13 protein-coding genes and 4 pseudogenes are annotated in these 15,989 nt (G+C 66.2%); 10 read left to right on the forward strand and 7 right to left on the reverse strand.

The window, feature by feature from the left end:
• Nucleotides 1–34 precede the first annotated feature (34 nt).
• From MPSD_RS24210 to MPSD_RS24220, 3 genes and pseudogenes are all read left to right on the forward strand, one after another.
• A complete protein-coding gene (locus MPSD_RS24210; protein WP_020785973.1) occupies nt 35–1,180 on the forward strand; it encodes an amidohydrolase family protein in 1,146 nt (381 codons plus the stop codon).
• Between the two features lie 61 nt (nt 1,181–1,241).
• A pseudogene (locus tag MPSD_RS24215) lies at nt 1,242–1,573 on the forward strand (Rieske (2Fe-2S) protein).
• On the forward strand, nt 1,570–2,457 hold the full coding sequence (locus tag MPSD_RS24220) for an alpha/beta fold hydrolase (protein ID WP_036426264.1): 888 nt from the start codon (nt 1,570–1,572) through the stop codon (nt 2,455–2,457). The pseudogene MPSD_RS24215 and the gene MPSD_RS24220 overlap by 4 nt, the downstream one beginning before the upstream one ends.
• Nucleotides 2,458–2,471: 14 nt before the next feature.
• Here MPSD_RS24220 and MPSD_RS24225 read toward each other — a convergent pair.
• A pseudogene (locus MPSD_RS24225) lies at nt 2,472–2,944 on the reverse strand (hypothetical protein).
• A gap of 52 nt (nt 2,945–2,996) precedes the next feature.
• Between MPSD_RS24225 and MPSD_RS24230 the strand changes: the two are divergent.
• The 7 genes from MPSD_RS24230 to MPSD_RS24260 all read left to right on the forward strand — a co-directional run bounded on the left by MPSD_RS24230 (nt 2,997) and on the right by MPSD_RS24260 (nt 10,660).
• A complete protein-coding gene (locus MPSD_RS24230) occupies nt 2,997–4,334 on the forward strand; it encodes an NADH-ubiquinone oxidoreductase-F iron-sulfur binding region domain-containing protein (protein ID WP_086084964.1) in 1,338 nt (445 codons plus the stop codon).
• Nucleotides 4,331–4,627 (forward strand): ferredoxin, encoded by a 297-nt coding sequence (locus MPSD_RS24235; RefSeq protein WP_012396268.1) that lies wholly within the window; start codon nt 4,331–4,333, stop codon nt 4,625–4,627. The genes MPSD_RS24230 and MPSD_RS24235 overlap by 4 nt, the downstream gene beginning before the upstream one ends.
• Before the next feature lie 90 nt (nt 4,628–4,717).
• A complete protein-coding gene (locus tag MPSD_RS24240) occupies nt 4,718–6,418 on the forward strand; it encodes a thiolase C-terminal domain-containing protein (RefSeq protein WP_174524064.1) in 1,701 nt (566 codons plus the stop codon).
• Nucleotides 6,415–7,317, forward strand: a complete 903-nt coding sequence (locus tag MPSD_RS24245) for an alpha/beta hydrolase (RefSeq protein WP_020785965.1) — start codon at nt 6,415–6,417, stop codon at nt 7,315–7,317. The genes MPSD_RS24240 and MPSD_RS24245 overlap by 4 nt, the downstream gene beginning before the upstream one ends.
• Nucleotides 7,318–7,444: 127 nt before the next feature.
• Entirely contained in the window at nt 7,445–8,647 is a 1,203-nt protein-coding gene (locus MPSD_RS24250) for a cytochrome P450 (RefSeq protein WP_086084962.1), read from the forward strand.
• Between the two features lie 10 nt (nt 8,648–8,657).
• Nucleotides 8,658–8,849: a ferredoxin gene (locus MPSD_RS24255; RefSeq protein WP_020785963.1), complete on the forward strand. Its 192-nt coding sequence runs from the start codon at nt 8,658–8,660 to the stop codon at nt 8,847–8,849.
• A 206-nt stretch (nt 8,850–9,055) separates the two neighbouring features.
• Entirely contained in the window at nt 9,056–10,660 is a 1,605-nt protein-coding gene (locus tag MPSD_RS24260; protein ID WP_086084977.1) for a PE family protein, read from the forward strand.
• A gap of 53 nt (nt 10,661–10,713) precedes the next feature.
• Here the strand turns inward: MPSD_RS24260 and MPSD_RS24265 are convergent.
• From MPSD_RS24265 to MPSD_RS24290, 6 genes and pseudogenes are all read right to left on the reverse strand, one after another.
• Nucleotides 10,714–10,896: pseudogene (locus tag MPSD_RS24265) on the reverse strand (ferredoxin); the annotation flags it as partial.
• Nucleotides 10,893–12,165, reverse strand: a pseudogene (locus tag MPSD_RS24270) (cytochrome P450). The pseudogenes MPSD_RS24265 and MPSD_RS24270, both read right to left, overlap by 4 nt.
• 108 nt (nt 12,166–12,273) lie before the next feature.
• On the reverse strand, nt 12,274–12,777 hold the full coding sequence (locus MPSD_RS24275) for a hypothetical protein (RefSeq protein WP_012396276.1): 504 nt from the start codon (nt 12,775–12,777) through the stop codon (nt 12,274–12,276).
• A complete protein-coding gene (locus MPSD_RS24280; protein WP_086084961.1) occupies nt 12,774–13,379 on the reverse strand; it encodes a TetR/AcrR family transcriptional regulator in 606 nt (201 codons plus the stop codon). The genes MPSD_RS24275 and MPSD_RS24280 overlap by 4 nt, the downstream gene beginning before the upstream one ends.
• Before the next feature lie 103 nt (nt 13,380–13,482).
• The gene (locus MPSD_RS24285) at nt 13,483–14,643 is read right to left on the reverse strand and encodes a thiolase family protein (RefSeq protein ID WP_086084960.1); all 1,161 of its coding nucleotides are present in this window, start codon (nt 14,641–14,643) and stop codon (nt 13,483–13,485) included.
• 95 nt (nt 14,644–14,738) lie between these two features.
• Nucleotides 14,739–15,905, reverse strand: coding sequence for an acyl-CoA dehydrogenase family protein (locus MPSD_RS24290; RefSeq protein ID WP_012396279.1), 1,167 nt, complete (start codon nt 15,903–15,905; stop codon nt 14,739–14,741).
• Between the last annotated feature and the right edge of the window lie 84 nt (nt 15,906–15,989).

Below are 15,989 nucleotides of genomic sequence, written 5' to 3' on the forward strand. Positions count from 1 at the left end.
CAGAATAGAGACGAGGGACGTTGAGGAGATCGACATGACGCTGACTCATATGCACGAACGGGTTCCCGCAGCCGAACGCATCGCCGTCCGGTGTGTCGACTCCGACATTCATCCGGTGCCCAAGCGCGGTGAGATCAGCCCGTACATCCCCGAGCCTTGGCGCAGCAAATTTTTCCTCGACCACAAGGTCGGTGAGCTGATCTACTACGACGCGCCCGACTACGCACACAGCTTCGCGATGCGGGTGGATACCTTCCCGGCCGATGGCGAGTTCCCCGGCAGCGATCCGGACATGGCGTTTCGCCAGCTGATCATGGCAGCCGGCTCCGACATCGCGATCCTCGAACCCGGTGGGCGCACACCGCGCCTGCCCGAGGCGCATCAGGCGTACTCGACCGCGCTGAATCGCTGGCAGGCCAATCACTGGCTCGACAGCCACAACAACTGGCACCAACGCTGGCGAGGTTCCATCTGCGCGGCGGTCGAGGATCCGGAAGGGGCCGCGCGTGAGATCGAGGAGTGGGCCGGACACCCTTACATGGCACAGGTTTTGATCAAGGCCGAACCCCGCCCCTGCTGGGGCCACCCGATGTACAACCCCATCTGGGCGGCCGCGACCAAGCATGACATCACGGTGAGCTGTCACCTTTCCCGCAGCAATTTCGAGATGCTGCCAACGCCACCGGTGGGCTACCCCAGCTACAACCACGACTTCATGGTCACCTACTCGCTACTGGCGGCCAACCAGGTGATGAGTTTGATCTTCGACGGTGTCTTCGACCGATTCCCGACACTGCGGATCGTGCTCGTCGAGCATGCGTTCACCTGGATCCTGCCGCTGATGTGGCGCATGGACGCGCTCTATGACGCCCGCAAGTCTCGGATGGACATCAAGCGCAAGCCGTCGGAGTACGTCAAGGAGCACATCAAGTTCACCACGCAGCCCCTGGACTACCCGGAAGACAAGACGGAGCTGACCCGGGCGATCGACTGGATGGAGGGTGACAAGATCTTGCTCTACTCCTCGGACTACCCACATTGGACCTTCGACGACCCCCGCTGGCTGGTGAAACATCTGCCCAAAGCGGCCCGGGACGCGGTGATGTACAAGAACGGCATCGCGACCTACCACCTGCCGGACACGGTGCCGGTTCTCGAAGGCCAGACCCGGGTGTTCTGAATTGGGCGAGAAGATAACGCGGCCACGGCTGGCTCAGGGGCGCGAACACATCGTTGCGACGGTGGACGAGATTCCGCCGGGAACCCACAAACTGGTGCCGATCGGCCGGCACGGTGTGGGTGTCTACAACGTCAACGGGACCTTCTACGCGATAGCCAATTATTGCCCGCACCAGGCGGTCCGCTGTGTTCGGGCCGCTCCCGGGGACGCACCATGGTCGACGAGAGCGCACCCGGTGACGCCGTGATGGTGCGCGATCTCGAGTTCATCTACTGCCCTTGGCATCAGTGGGGTTTCGAACTGGCAACCGGGACCACCGCGGTCAAACCGGAGTGGAGCATTCGCACCTACCCGGTCCGGGTTATCGGTAGAGATGTGCTGGTGATGGCATGACATTGCAGGACAATCGCGTATCCTCCGTCGAGGTTAACGGCGGTCGGGTGGTTTACGAAATCCTTGGCGATTCAGGAGATCTCATTGTTCTGACCCCGGGCGGTCGATTCGGCAAGGACATCCCCGGCCTGCGGCCGCTCGCCCTGGCTTTGGTCGACGGCGGCTATCGGGTGCTGCTGTGGGATCGTCCGAACTGCGGCGCGTCCGATGTGCAGTTCTACGGGCAAAGCGAATCGCACATGCGCGCCGAGACGTTGCACGGCTTGTTGGCCGCCCTCGGAGTCCAGCAGTGCATCATCGCCGGCGGCTCCGGCGGGGCGCGGGATTCCATCCTGGCCACCATTCTCTTTCCCGAGCTGGTCAGCAAACTAGTGGTGTGGAATATCGTCGGTGGCATCTACGGCACCTTCGTGCTGGGTTCCTACTACCTGGTCCCCAGCATTTTGGCGGCGCGCGGCACCGGAATTGAGGCGCTGCTCAAGGTGCCCGAGTGGCGCGAGCGCATCGAAGCAAACCCCACCAACAGACAACGGTTCCTCGACCTGGACCGCGACGAGTTCTTGAAAGTCATGTTGCGCTGGCTCAACGCCTTCGTGTCCAAACCGGGGCAGACCATTCCCGGCGTCGAGGACGAAATATTCGATCGCATCAAGGTTCCCACGCTGATCATCCGCGGCGGCGAGAACGATTGGGATCATCCCAAACGGACCTCATTGGAGGTCAGCTGCCTGATCAAGGGATCCGAGCTGATCGACCCACCCTGGCCGGAAGACGCTTGGGAGCGTGCCGCCGAGGATCGCGCGGCAGGAAGGGTGAAGCACTTCAACATGTTTGACACCTGGGTGCTGGCAGCACCCGCGATCCTGAAGTTCTTGGACTCGTGACTGCTCACAATGGGCTACCCGGTGCGGATATGGACCTCGCAATTGAGCGACGCTTCCAGCGCGTGTGAATTCGGCTTTCCGGGACACGTTCGAGGTCGGCTTCGCGCAGCGTGACGTAGACAATGTCATAGCCGTCGTCCCCGGGTTCGCGAAGGATCTCGCCGACGAGCCCAAAGGCCGACAGCACACCGTGGGCATCGTCGTCGGTTCCCCTGCTGATGAAGGTGACCACGCCGACCACCGGTCGTACCCTGAAAGCGCCGGCGCACAACTCAATTGCCGCCGCCTTGGCCTCATCAACGTCGTCACCGGCGATAAGCAATTCCACCTCCCGACGGCCGACCGGCCGCGACTCGAGGTCGTTGTCGACCACACCGGCGCCAGCCTCGTCGGCACGCGTGCGGAGCGCAGCCATGCCCGCGCGTAACTGGGCCGCGGTCAACGACCCGGCCGGGTCGACATTGACCCGCACCACCGCAGTCCGCATGCGGGCTACCCTAGCGCGCAATCACCGACCGGCGACGATAGCGGGCTGATTGATGGAAGCACTCGACATCGCATTCAAGGCGACCGCCTGGCCGGGCTGCCCGCCGCGGTTACTGCGCGTGGCGGGCGGCCACGCGGACCAACAGGACCACGAAGACGTTGCGGCGTACCGGGCCCAAGGCGGGTACCGCCCGCTTGGCGACGCCGACAAGTTGCTGCGCGAGATCGACGCGAGCGGACTCCTCGGCCGCGGTGGGGCCGCATTCCCGCTCGCGGTGAAAATGCTTGCGGTGCGCGACAACTGCCGCCGTGCCGGGCCGGCGGGCGGCGCTGTGGTCATCGCCAACGGCGAGGAGGGAGAGCCGGCCTCTTTCAAAGACCGATGGCTGCTGCGCAACCGCCCGCACCTGGTTCTGGATGGGCTGCGCCTGGCCGCGGCGCTGGTGGCCGCCACGCGCGCCTATGTCTATGTGTCCGACCCGGAATCCGCGCGCAGCGTCGAACGCGCCCTGACACAGCTGGATCCCGACGCATTCGGTGGTATCGCCGTCAGTGTCTGGGCCGTACCACCCGGGTACGTGGCCGGCGAGGAGACCGCCGCGGTCCGCGCGATCAACGGCGGCCCGGTCAAACCAACCGACAAGCCGCCGCGCCCCTTCGAATACGGCGTCAGCGGCCGGCCCACCCTGGTCAGCAACGTCGAGACGCTGGCCAATCTGCCGTACCTGCACCGCCACGGGGCGAGCGAGTATCGCGCGCTGGGTACGCCATCGTCGCCGGGGACATTTCTGGCCACCATCACCGGAGCCGGCCGAGCACCCGTGCTCTACGAACTCCCCTACGGTTTAACGTTTTCCGAACTGCTGGCACTGCATGCGGTTGCGCCCACAAAGATCCGTGGAGTCTTGATGGGCGGCTACTTCGCCGGCTTGCTCAACCGTGGGGTGCTCGGCACCACACTCGATCACGAGACGATGCGACGGCTGGGCAGCGGTCTGGGCTGCGGCGCAATCTCGGTGATCACCGACGACTGCCCGGTCGCGGTCGCGGCTTCGGTGTTGTCTTACTTCGACCGCGAAAACGCCGGGCAGTGCGGGTCCTGTTTCAACGGAACCGCAGCCATGGCCGCCGTTGGCGGCGCACTTCGGGATTTCGCTGCAACCAGCGAAGACATCGATCGACTGCGCCGCTGGTCGGTGGTGTTACGCGGGCGCGGCGCCTGCGCGACCCTGGACGCGGCGACCAATGCGGCCGCCACCCTGCTGAGCCAATTTCCCGACGAGGTGGCAAGCCATCTCGAAGGCACCTGCCAAGACTGCTCGAGCAGAACCGGCGGAGCGTTTCGCGCCGAACGCCCCTACCAGGCCACGGCACCGGTGAGGCAACCATGAGAATTCGTCTCGATCGCACCGTTTGCGACGGCTTCGGCCTGTGCGCCAAGCAAGCGCCCGGCTACTTCACGCTCGACGATTGGGGATACGCCTGCCTGAGCGGGGACGGCACGGTGCGGGAGGAAGACCGCGATGCGGTGCTGCGGGCGCTGATGGACTGCCCGGCGCATGCCATCACCGAAATCGGAGAACGCCAGCCAGATGTGGTGCAGCACTCCCCGGCCAGCGCCGAAGATCCCGCTGAGCACCTCAAAACCGAGTCGAACGAGGCGCAGTGGGGTTTTACCCGGTGACCGGCTGGGCTCGGTGCCCGCGCAAGTCCGTGGCAAGACGTCTCGAAACTGCCCAGCCCAATCTGATAACGTAATTCTCGTATTCGCATAATGCTCCTTCCGCTCACGCCGGGGCGCTCAACTTGCGGAGGTGAAGTGTCAGCAGCACCGGGACGTCCGCTGCCCCTGATCACCGACGAGAACGAGTTCTTCTGGACTTCGGGCGCCGACGGCAAGCTACGCCTGCAGGAATGCGCCGCCTGCGCATCGTTGATCCATCCGCCCGCACCGGTGTGCCGATACTGCCGATCCCGCGATATGGGTGTGCGGACCGTCTCCGGTGCGGCAACACTCACCGGATTCACCGTCAACCACCGGTTCAGCCTGCCCGGCCTGCCTGCCCCCTATGTGATCGCCCAAGTGGCAATCGCCGAGGACCCCAGGGTCCGGCTGACCACCAACATCGTGGAGTGCGACCCGGATCGGATCGAACTCGGCCAGACCGTGGAGGTGGTGTTCGAGCGCATCGAGGACGTGTGGCTACCGCTGTTTCGTCCGCGCACCGACGCGCAACCGCGCCCGCTGCCCGTCGATGAGATCGCGCCGCAGCGCTTCGGTGAACATGTGCGCCCCATGCTCACCACGCAGAAATTCGAGGACAAGGTGGCGCTCACCGGGATCGGCATGTCCACCATTGGCCGCCGGCTGATGGTGGCGCCGCTGTCGCTGACGGTAGACGCCTGCGAGGCGGCAGTCGCCGATGCCGGGCTGACGTTCGACGACATCGACGGTCTGTCCACCTACCCCGGTGGCGGCAATCTCGGCGGTTTCGGTGAGGGTGGCGTCACCGCGCTGGAGGCAGCGCTGGGCATCCGGCCGGTCTGGCACAACGGCGGCATCGAGACGTTCGGGCTGGGCGGATCGGTGATCGCCGCGATGCTCGCCGTCGCCGGCGGGCTGGCGCGTCACGTGTTGTGTTTCCGCACGCTCTGGGAAGCCACCTACAACGAGCTGATGAAGCGGGGCAAGATCGCCCCGCCCGGCGGCCGGACCACCAGCTGGCAATACCCATTCGGCGCGACGTCGGCGGCACACACCCTGGCGATCAACGCGCAGCGCCACTTTCACCGCTACGGCACCACCAAAGAGACGCTGGGGTGGATCGCGCTGAACCAACGCGCGAACGCCGAGTTGAACCCCACCGCCGTCTATCGCTCACCGATGACGATGGACGACTACCTGAACGCCCGGCCCATCACCACCCCGTTCGGTCTTTTCGACTGCGACGTGCCCTGCGACGCAGCGATAGCCGTCATCGTCTCCGCCGTCGACGCCGCGCGCGATCTGGCCAAACCACCCGCCCTGGTGGAGGCCGTGGGCACGCAGATCATCGAGCGGATCGACTGGGACCAAAGCACGCTCACCCATGAACCGCAGGTGCTAGGCCAAGCGGCACACGTGTGGACCCGCACCACGCTGCGCCCCGCCGACGTCGACGTCGCCGAACTCTATGACGGATTCACGATGAATTGCCTGTCCTGGATCGAGGCACTGGGGTTCTGCGGGATCGGCGAGGCGAAGGAATTTCTCGACGGCGGTAAGAACATCGCCCGCGACGGCCTGATACCGCTCAATACGCACGGCGGTCAACTGTCACACGGGCGCACGCACGGCATGGGTCTGCTGCACGAAGCCGTAACCCAGCTCCGCGGTGAGGCGGACGCACGCCAGGTCGCCGGCGCCCGGGTCGGCGTGGTCAGCAGCGGCGGCCTGACTCCCAGCGGCGTGATCCTGCTGCGGGCCGACACATGAACCAAGCCCTGGTCCGGCCGCGGGTGGTGATCGTCGACGGCGTGCCGATGTCGGGCCTGCTCGCCGAGGCCGCAGACCCCACGGGTCCCAAAGCCACCGTCGTGGCACTGCACGGCGGCGGCACCTCATCGTCGTACTTCGACTGTCCCGGACACCCGCAACTGTCGCTGCTGCGACTCGGCGCGACTCTGGGCTTCACCGTCGTCGCCCTCGACCGGCCCGGCCACGGCAGTTCCGCACCCTATCCGGAGGCGATGCAACACCCCGAGCAGCGCGTCGATCTCGCATTCGGCGCCATCGATCGCATGCTCGACCAGCGGCCCCGCGGGGCGGGCCTATTCCTGATGGGCCATTCGGGCGGCTGCGAGTTGGTGCTGCGGATGGCAACCAGCCCGCGCGCCGCCGATCTGCTGGGCGTCGAACTGGGGGGCACCGGACGGCGCTACCACCCTGCCGCCAAGGAAGTCATGCGGTTGGCCGCGCTACAGGATCGCCCACCCGGGGTGCGCGAGCTGTTGTGGGAGCCGATGCACCTGTACCCGGACGACATTCGGCGGGGTATCACGAACTCCTCGACAGCTCCCCGTTACGAACGCACGGTGGCCCTCAATTGGCCGAACCAGGACTTTCCGGCGCTCGCACCGGGCGTGCGGGTGCCGGTGCGGTTCACCCTCGGCGAGCACGACAATGTATTCCGGGCCGACCCGAGCGCACTGGCCGAAATTGCCGATATGTTCTCGGCCACGGAGCATTTCGTTAACAGTCGACACCCTGGGGCCTGGCACAATCTCAGCCTCGGACACACCGCCGCCGACTACCACCGCCGGGTGTTGTCCTTCGTCGAGGACTGTGCGTCCGCACGCCCCCCGGATGGCGACGCTGCCGCGGCGGCCGGTTGATGCGGATCGGATCCGCCGGGCCGGTCCGGTCCTTTTCGACGCGCGACGAAAGCGCTACCGTTAGCGTTACAGTCGAGAATTCCGGCGTAACGCCCGCAGCCCGCACTTCGCCGTCGAGGAGTATGCAATGACCACATCGAAGATCGTCTTCGATCCGTTCTCCGAGGAGTTTTTCAACGGACCATGGGAGACCTACCGGCGGATGCAAGCCGAAGCCCCGGTGTACTACAGCGAGCAGTACGACTTCTACGCGTTGACGCGCCATGCGGATGTGGCGGCGGGGCTGAAGAACTTCGAGAGGTATTCGTCCGCCTACGGCATTGACTTGTCGATGGTGCGCTCCGGCCAGAAGCCGCCGCAGTCGATCATCTTCATGGATCCGCCCGACCACCGACACATGCGCAGCCTGCTCAACAAGGTCTTCACGCCGCGCGCGATTCAGGCCCAACGCCAGACGGTCATCGACAAGATCGACAAGTACCTCGGCGCGCTGGACCCCGAGTGCTTCGATGCGGTGCAGGAGTTTTCCGGCCCATTCCCGGTTGAGGTGATCACCACCCTGCTGGGCGTGCCCGAACGGCACGCCCAGCAGGTGCGCCATTGGATCGACGAATCACTGACCCGCGAGCCCGGCCAGGTCGAAGTCGGTGAACAGGGCATGCAAGCCAACATCAACACCGCGATGCGCTACTACGACCTGGTCAAGCAGCGGCGCGACGACCCGCGTGATGATCTGTTCACCAAGTTGATCAACGCCGAGATCGAGCGCGAAGACGGGCAGGTGACCAACCTTGACGATCTCGAAATCGCCGGATTCGCCACCCTTTTGGGCGGAGCCGGCGCCGAGACGGTGACCAAGCTGGTCGGCAATGCGGCCGTGGTGTTCGCTCGAAATCCCGAGCAGTGGCAAAAGCTGCTCGACGATCGCAGCAAGGTCCCCGCCGCGGTCGAAGAACTGCTGCGCTATGAGGCACCATCGCAATATCAGGTCCGGCGCGCCATGGAAGATGTTGAGCTGCGGGGCCTCACGATTCCGGCCGGCAAGCCGGTGTTTCTCATCAATGGTGCGACCAACCGCGACCCGCACGCCTGGACCGATCCGGACAAGTTCGACATCGACCGCGACCCGCACGAAGCCACCAACCTCGGTTTCGGCTACGGGATTCACAGCTGCCTGGGCGCGGCGTTGGCCCGGATGGAAAGTGCGATCGCGCTGGAGAAGTTGCTCGATTTCATGCCTGCCTTCGAGGTGGACTGGGCGGGCTGCAAACGTGTTCACATGCAAAATGTCGCCGGCTGGCAAAGCGTGCCGGTGCGGGTACTGCGGTAGGGGTGCTGCCATGAGGATCGAAGTCGACTGGGACCTGTGCGAAAGCAACGGCATATGCATGGGCGTCGTCGCGGAGGTGTTCCAACTCGGCGACGACGACATGTTGACCGCTCTGCAGCCAGAAGTCACGCCCGAGAACGAGGAGCTGGTGCGCGAAGCGGTGCGCCAGTGCCCGCGGCAGGCCATCTCGATCACGCGGTAATACCGGCGCGCCCTCCCGATGCCCACCATCCTCCATGGGCACCGGAGGCGACGTCGATCGGCCAGCAGCGCAGTAGCTAGCGGCGGCGAATAACTGCAGGTCGAAAACCGAATGCGGCGCACAACACGGGTGCTAGCGTGAGCTACTCGCTTGGCCATGGGCGGGTCGCCGCCGGGGCCATCAGTCTCCGATCGAAGGATGCGAACATGTCGTTTGTCGCGGTCGCGACGGACCTATTAGTCACGGCAACAATGGATTTGGATCGTATCGGGATGGCTATCAATGCCGGCAGCACCGCGGCCGCAGCCTCGACCACCGAGGTAGCCGCCGCGGCTGCCGATGAGATCTCGACAGCGGTTGCGGAGCTCTTCGGCGCCTACGCGCGCGGCTATCAGATCATCGGCGCCCAAGCCGCGATGTTTCATGCCGAGTTCGTCAGGGCCTTGGACATCGGCGCGGGCGCCTATTGGGCCACCGAAGTCGCCAACGCCTCGCCGCTGCAAAGCCTTGAACAACAGCTACTCGCGACGATCAACGCCCCCACCCAAACGCTGCTGGGGCGCCCGCTGATCGGCAACGGCGCCGACGGCGCGGCCGGCACCGGCGCAGACGGCGGCGCCGGCGGGCTGCTCTACGGCAACGGCGGGGCCGGCGGATCCGGCGGCACCGCCCACCCCACCGGCGGGCGCGGTGGGAATGCCGGCCTGTTCGGCAGCGGCGGCATCGGCGGGTCCGGTGCCGCTGGCGCGGCCGGCGGCACCGGCGGTAACGGCGGGTTGCTCTACGGTGCCGGCGGCAACGGCGGCGCCGGCGGCAATGCCGTCATTCCCGGCGGCGACGGCGGTATGGGCGGAGCCGGCGGGGCCGCCGGCGTCAACCCCAGCCCGCTACCCGCCGGCACACCGGCTGCCGCCGGAACCCCCGGCGGCTCCGATCTCGGCCAGCCCGGCGCACCCGGCGGGCCCGGGGACTACGGAGTCAGCACCGCGACCGTCGGCCAGCCCGGCGGTGAGGGCGGTGCCCGCGGCGACGGCAACTACGTGGGAGGTGTCGGCGGCACCGGGGGCGCCGGCGGGGTGGGTGCCGTGGGCGGCGACGGCGGCCGCGGCGGTGACAGCACCACCGGCACGGTGGCAAAGCTTGGCGTCGGCGGCACAGGGGGTACCGGAGGAGCCGGAGGCGCCGGCGCCGCGGGGGGTAACGGCGGAGACGGCGGGTCGGCCATTGCGGACAGCAATGAAGGCGGGACCGGGGGCACCGGAGGAACCGGCGGAACCGGCGCCGTCGGCGGAAACGGCGGTACCGGCGGCAATGGGTTCGTCGGCGGCGCGGGCGGCAGCGGCGGTAGCGGCGGCGTGGGCGCCGCCGGCGACGGGGGCGGTGCCGGCGGCGTCGGCGGCGCGGGCGGCCACGGTGGACTGCTGTTCGGCGATGGCGGCGCGGGCGGCAGCGGCGGGGGCGGCGCCATGGGCGGTGCCGGCGCCGCCGGCGGTCAGGGCGGTACCGGCGGCACTGGTGGAGATAGCAGTGCCATCGATGACCGGCTTGCCGGCAATGGTGGAAACGGGGGCACCGGGGGAGACGGCGGTGCGGGCGGCGACGGCGGCAACGGCGGCGCCGGCGGTGCCGGCGGGCTCTTCGGCCACACCGGGGCCAGCGGTGCGGGCGGGTCCGCGGGAACCGGCGGGGCAGGTGGCACCCCCGGCGCCGGAGGCGACGGCGGATCTGCTGTCATCATGCCGGGCATTTCCAGCGCTGACGGGCGCCTCGGTGACGCCGGCGCGGACGGCGTCGCCGGTCTTTCCGGCTGAACCGGGGACAAACTACCGGGGCGCGGGCTCTTCGCCGCTGGGCACCATCGACTCTCGCTGATCGCCTGCTCCGGGCAGCATTGGATGGCCTCGCGGACCGCTTCCTCCAATTCCATTGGGACATCGGATGTTATCGCCACCGCGTAACCGTCATCGGTCAGGCTGAACACCTCCGGGCACAAGGTCAGGCACATGCCGTGGCCCCGACAGCGTTGATCGTCCACCCGGACCTTCATGCGGGCGTGAAATCCAAATGCAGCTCGGTCAGGCCGCGCAGGATGTAGGTCGGAACATATTGGTAGCGAAGGTCATTCGCCGGTCCGCGCACCCGCTCGCTGATCGTGATGTCAGCCGTTCGGTCCAGCAGGCGCTCGATGGCGACCCGGGTTTCGGCGCGCGCCAAGGACGCACCCGGGCAGCTGTGGATCCCCCGCCCGAACGAGAGGTGCTGGCGGGCATTCTTGCGCGCGGGATCGAACGTCGCGGGCTCGACGAATCGTCGGGGATCCCGATTGGCCGCGGCTTGCAGCACCATCACCGTGGTGCCCGCGGGCAGGTCGACTTCGCCCACGGTGGTCGGGACCCGGGACAACCGGAAGTCTCCCTTGACCGGGCTCTCGATGCGCAGGGCCTCTTCGATGAAGTTCGGGATCAAGCTGCGGTCCCTGCGCAGCTGCTGCTGAATGTCCGCACGCTCACCGATGATCTGCAGGGCGGCGCCCAGTAGCCGCACGGTGGTCTCCTGGCCCGCCGAAAAGACGTTGCAGGCAACGCGAGCCACGTCCTCGACATCGGGGACGGTGCCGTCCGGGAAGGTCGCGGTGGCCAGGCCGGTCAGCACGTCCTCGCGTGGTTCGCGTCGACGGTCGCGCACGTAGTCGGCGAAGGCTCCGTAAAGGAATTCCAGCGGGTTGTGCGCCAAGGCCTCTTTGCCGGTGCCCCCGACACCGCCACCGGCGTGGTGGTGGATGTTGTTGACAAAGGTTTGCCGATCTTCGGGCGGCACGCCCAAGAGATCGGCAATCACCAGCAGCGTGAACGGGCTCGCAAAGCCTTTGATGAACTCGCCCTCCCCCCGCGGCCAGATAGTCGTCGAGCACCCGGTCGGCGAGCACCCACATGGCGTCTTCGTTTTCCTTGAGCCGCTTCGGGGTGATCAGCCGCATCAACAGGGCGCGATGGTTGGTGTGGGTCGGCGGGTCCAACGTCGGCAACTGGTCGCTGAACGGCAACTCGCTGCGGTGCCGCTCGATCAGCTCGGTGACATCGTCGCCTTCCAGCGGTACCGGGAAACCGGGAAACGGCCCGGTCACCGAGATGCACGAGGAAAACGTCTCGGCGTCGTTCAAGACGCTGACGGCTTCGTCCCAGCCGGTCACCATGGTCACCCCGTGGTGGCCCTCGCCGGTGACCGGGCAACGCTGGCGGAGAGTCTCGTAATAGGGGTAGGGGTTCTCGACGAGCCCGCTGTCGCGGAAGAAATCCGGCTCGGCACAATCATTCATGAGAACCTTCCTCTCAAAGATGATTATGACATTTCCATAGCGGGTCCGTCGGCGTCAATGCACCCAACCACCGAGCGCGCGGTGACTACACCGGCACGAACTCGCAGCTCAGGCCGGAACCAAATCGGCGGCGACCGAGTCCCGCGCCACCAGTCCGCTGCGGAATATCTCGCTGCCGTCGACCGCACCCGGTGCCGCCGCGGCGGCGGCCAGCGCGGCGGCCTTGAAGGTCCGGGCGGCCGCGCTCAGCGGATGCAGCACGCGGCTAACGCTGGCCTCCAGTTCGGCCGGCCAGGATTCCCCCCACAGCGTCACCTCGGTGACGCCATGATCGATGGCTTGCAGCACACCGCGCCGCACTCGTGGGTCGCAACCAAATAGATCCGCCCCGGCCGCCAATGCCTGCGGACGCGGCCGGGTTGCCACCGACGCCAGCGCACATTCGAGGTCCAGCGTCTGGGCTCCGAGAATGTGCAGCGGCCGATCATCGAGGTGGTCGGCGACCAGCACGGTGACATCCCACCCGGCCATGGCCCGGTCGAAAAGCCAGCCGCCGGCATATCGCACCACGTCGATGACCGTGGAGGCGACGACGTCGAGTCGATATCTCATGTCGTGCTCGGCAGGGAAAAGTCGCGCGCGAGTGCCTCGGCGTACTCCTTGAACACCTCGGTCAGCGGTATCGAAGGATCGAGCAACCATGTCATTTCCATTCCGTGGATGAAGGCAAGGATCTCCACTGCTTTGACGGTCGGATCTAGGTCGGCGCGATATCGGCCAGCCTCCTGACCACGACGGATGGCCTCGGCGACGATCTCGCACGCGTCGCGCTGGCGGGACACCAGGCGGTCATGTAGCGGGGCATCGGGGTCGATGTTCTCGGCCAGCAGCACGGTGGAGGTACCGACCAGTTCGGGCGCCCGGGTGAAGCGATCGGCGACGTGGGCAATCTCGCCGATCAGGTCACCCAAGCGATCGGCATGCGCGTCGTCATCGAGGTCACGCGCATCCAGCACCGCATGCAACAGCTGTTCTTTGGACTCGAAGTGATGCAGCAGACCCGCAGGGGTCACGCCCGCTTCCCCGGCGATCTGAGCCAAGGTCGTGTTGCGCCAGCCGTTGCGCGATAGCAGTCGCTGCGCGACGCCCAGGATGCGCTGTTTGCGATCCTCGCCTTTGGCGAGAAGCGTGTCGTACGGCCGTACTTCAGGCACTGGATTCCCTCTGAACCGCGTGGGCTAACCAACCTAGTGAATACATAGTAGGTTGGTTTGCGCCGCGATGGCAAGGGCGTCATTTTTGCCTTGTCGGCTGCGCCTAGCTGAGTAGCTCGACCAGGGTGGCGTTGGCGGTACCCCCGCCTTCACACGTGGTCTGTAGCCCATAACGAATGCCGTTGTCGCGCATGTGATGCGCCATCCGCGTCATCAGCACCGCGCCCGAGGCACCCAGCGGGTGTCCGAGCGCGATGGCGCCACCCAGCGGATTCAGCCGCCCCGGGTCCGCCCCGGTTTCCGCGAGCCAAGCCAGCGGTACCGGCGCAAAGGCTTCGTTCACCTCGAAAACCCCGACCTCATCCAGCGAGACTCCGGACTTGCCGAGCACCTTCTCGGTCGCCGGAATCGGGCCGGTCAGCATCAGCACCGGGTCGGCGCCGGTGACCGCGCCGGCGCGGTACCGCACGATCGGCGTCAAGCCGAGCTCCAGCGCCATTTCCGAGGTGGTCACCAGTAGCGCCGCGCAACCATCGGAGATCTGTGAGGAGTTGCCGGCGTGGATCAACCCATCCTCGACGAACGCCGGCTTGAGGCCGGCCAGCTTCTCCACGGTGGTCCCCCGTCGAACCCTCTCGTCGGTATCGACAACGGTGGCGGCTGCGGGAAACACGGGCACAATTTGGTCGGTGAAGGCGCCGCGATCCTGGGCGGCGGCGGCCCGTTGGTGCGACAGGGCGGAGTACTCGTCGAGCCGATCCCGGGAAAATCCCCACTTCTTGGCGATCAGCTCGGCCGACAAACCCTGGTTGAACGAGAAATTGTCATACCGAGCCAATACTTTCGGGCCATAGGGCATCCCGGTCGCCCTGGCCGCTCCAAGAGGAACCCGGCTCATCACCTCGACGCCGCCGGCAACCACGACGTCTTGCTGGCCCGACATCACCGCCTGCACCGCGAAATCGAGGGCCTGCTGGCTTGATCCGCAGGCCCGGTTGACGGTGGTACCGGGAATGGTCTCCGGCCAGCCCGCGGCCAAGACCGCGTAGCGGCCGATGTTGCTGGACTGGTCGCCGACCTGCGAGACGCAGCCCCAAATCACGTCATCGACGATCTCCGGACCGACACCAGCGCGTTCCAGTAATTCGTTGAGGACGACGGCCGACAAATCGGCGGCGTGCATGCCGGACAGTCCTCCGTTGCGCTTCCCCACCGCCGTGCGCACGGCCTCGACAATGACTGGCTCACGGCCTGTTCCACCCATGTCCGGCTCCCATCACCCGTTGATCGCCGAGCGTGCCCTCAGCGCGAAAAAGTCGCGGTACGTGCACGTTCGACGCGCAGCAAGCCTAGTTGGTCTCAGTAGCTGCGCGGCAGCTTCAACACATGTGAACCAAGGAAGTTCAAGATCATCTCCTGACTGACCGGCGCGATCTTCATCAACCTCGCCTCCCGGAAGTACCGCGCAACGTGATACTCCTCCGCGTAGCCCATGCCGCCGTGGGTCTGCAGGGCTCGGTCCGCGGCGGCAAACCCCGCATCCGCGCACAGGTACTTGGCCGTATTGGCCTCACGTCCACAGGGTTTGCCGTTGTCGTAGAGCCAGGTGGCCTTGCGCAGCATCAGCTCGGCAGCGTCCAGACGGGCCAGCGAGTCCGCGAGCGGGAACTGCAGGCCCTGGTTCATGCCGATCGGCCGGCCGAATACCTCCCGCTCGTTGCCGTATTTGACCGCCTTGTCCAGCGCCACCCGGCCGATTCCGAGCGCCTCGGCCGCGATCAGCATCCGCTCGGGGTTCAGCCCGTCCAGGATGTACTGAAACCCGTTGCCTTCCTCACCAATTCGATCCTCGACGGGGATCTCCAGGTTGTCAATGAACAGTTCGTTGGAGCTCACGGCATTGCGGCCCATCTTGCGGATCGGCCGCACCTCCACCCGGCTGCGGTCGAGGTCGGTGATGAACAGGGTCATCCCGTCGGTCTTCTTCTTGACCTCGTCATAGCTTTGGGTACGAGTCAGCAGCAGAATCTTGTCGGACTCCACCGCCTTGGAGATCCACACCTTTCGCCCGTTGACCACGTAGCGGTCGCCGTCCCGCTTGGCGAAGGTGGTGATGCGCGACGTGTCCAGCCCCGCACCGGGCTCGGTCACCCCGAAGCAGACGTGGGTTTCCCCGGTCGCCACCGACGGCAGGGTGCGCGCCTTGAGTTCGTCTGAACCGTGCACGACGACCGGCTGCATGCCGAAGATCGACAGGTGAATCGAGCTGGCGGCGTTCATCGCGCCACCGGACTTGGCGACCTCCTCGAGCAGGATCGTGGCCTCGGTGATGCCCAGCCCGTGGCCGCCGTACTCGGTCGGGATCGTCATGCCCAGCCAACCGCCGTCGGCGATGGCACGGTAGAACTCGGCCGGAAATTCGTGCGCCTGATCTTTTTCCATCCAGTAATGGTCGTCGAACCTCGACGCCAACTCGGCGACCGATCGCCGGATCAGCTCCTGGTCCTCGGTCAGCTCGAAATCCATTCCACCGCTCCCTATCCACTGCTCCCTATCCACCGCGAGCAGACGCAAAATCACGCACTCACCACCCAAAGTATGCGATTTTGT

The organism is Mycobacterium pseudoshottsii JCM 15466 (assembly GCF_003584745.1).
Taxonomy (GTDB): domain Bacteria; phylum Actinomycetota; class Actinomycetes; order Mycobacteriales; family Mycobacteriaceae; genus Mycobacterium; species Mycobacterium marinum.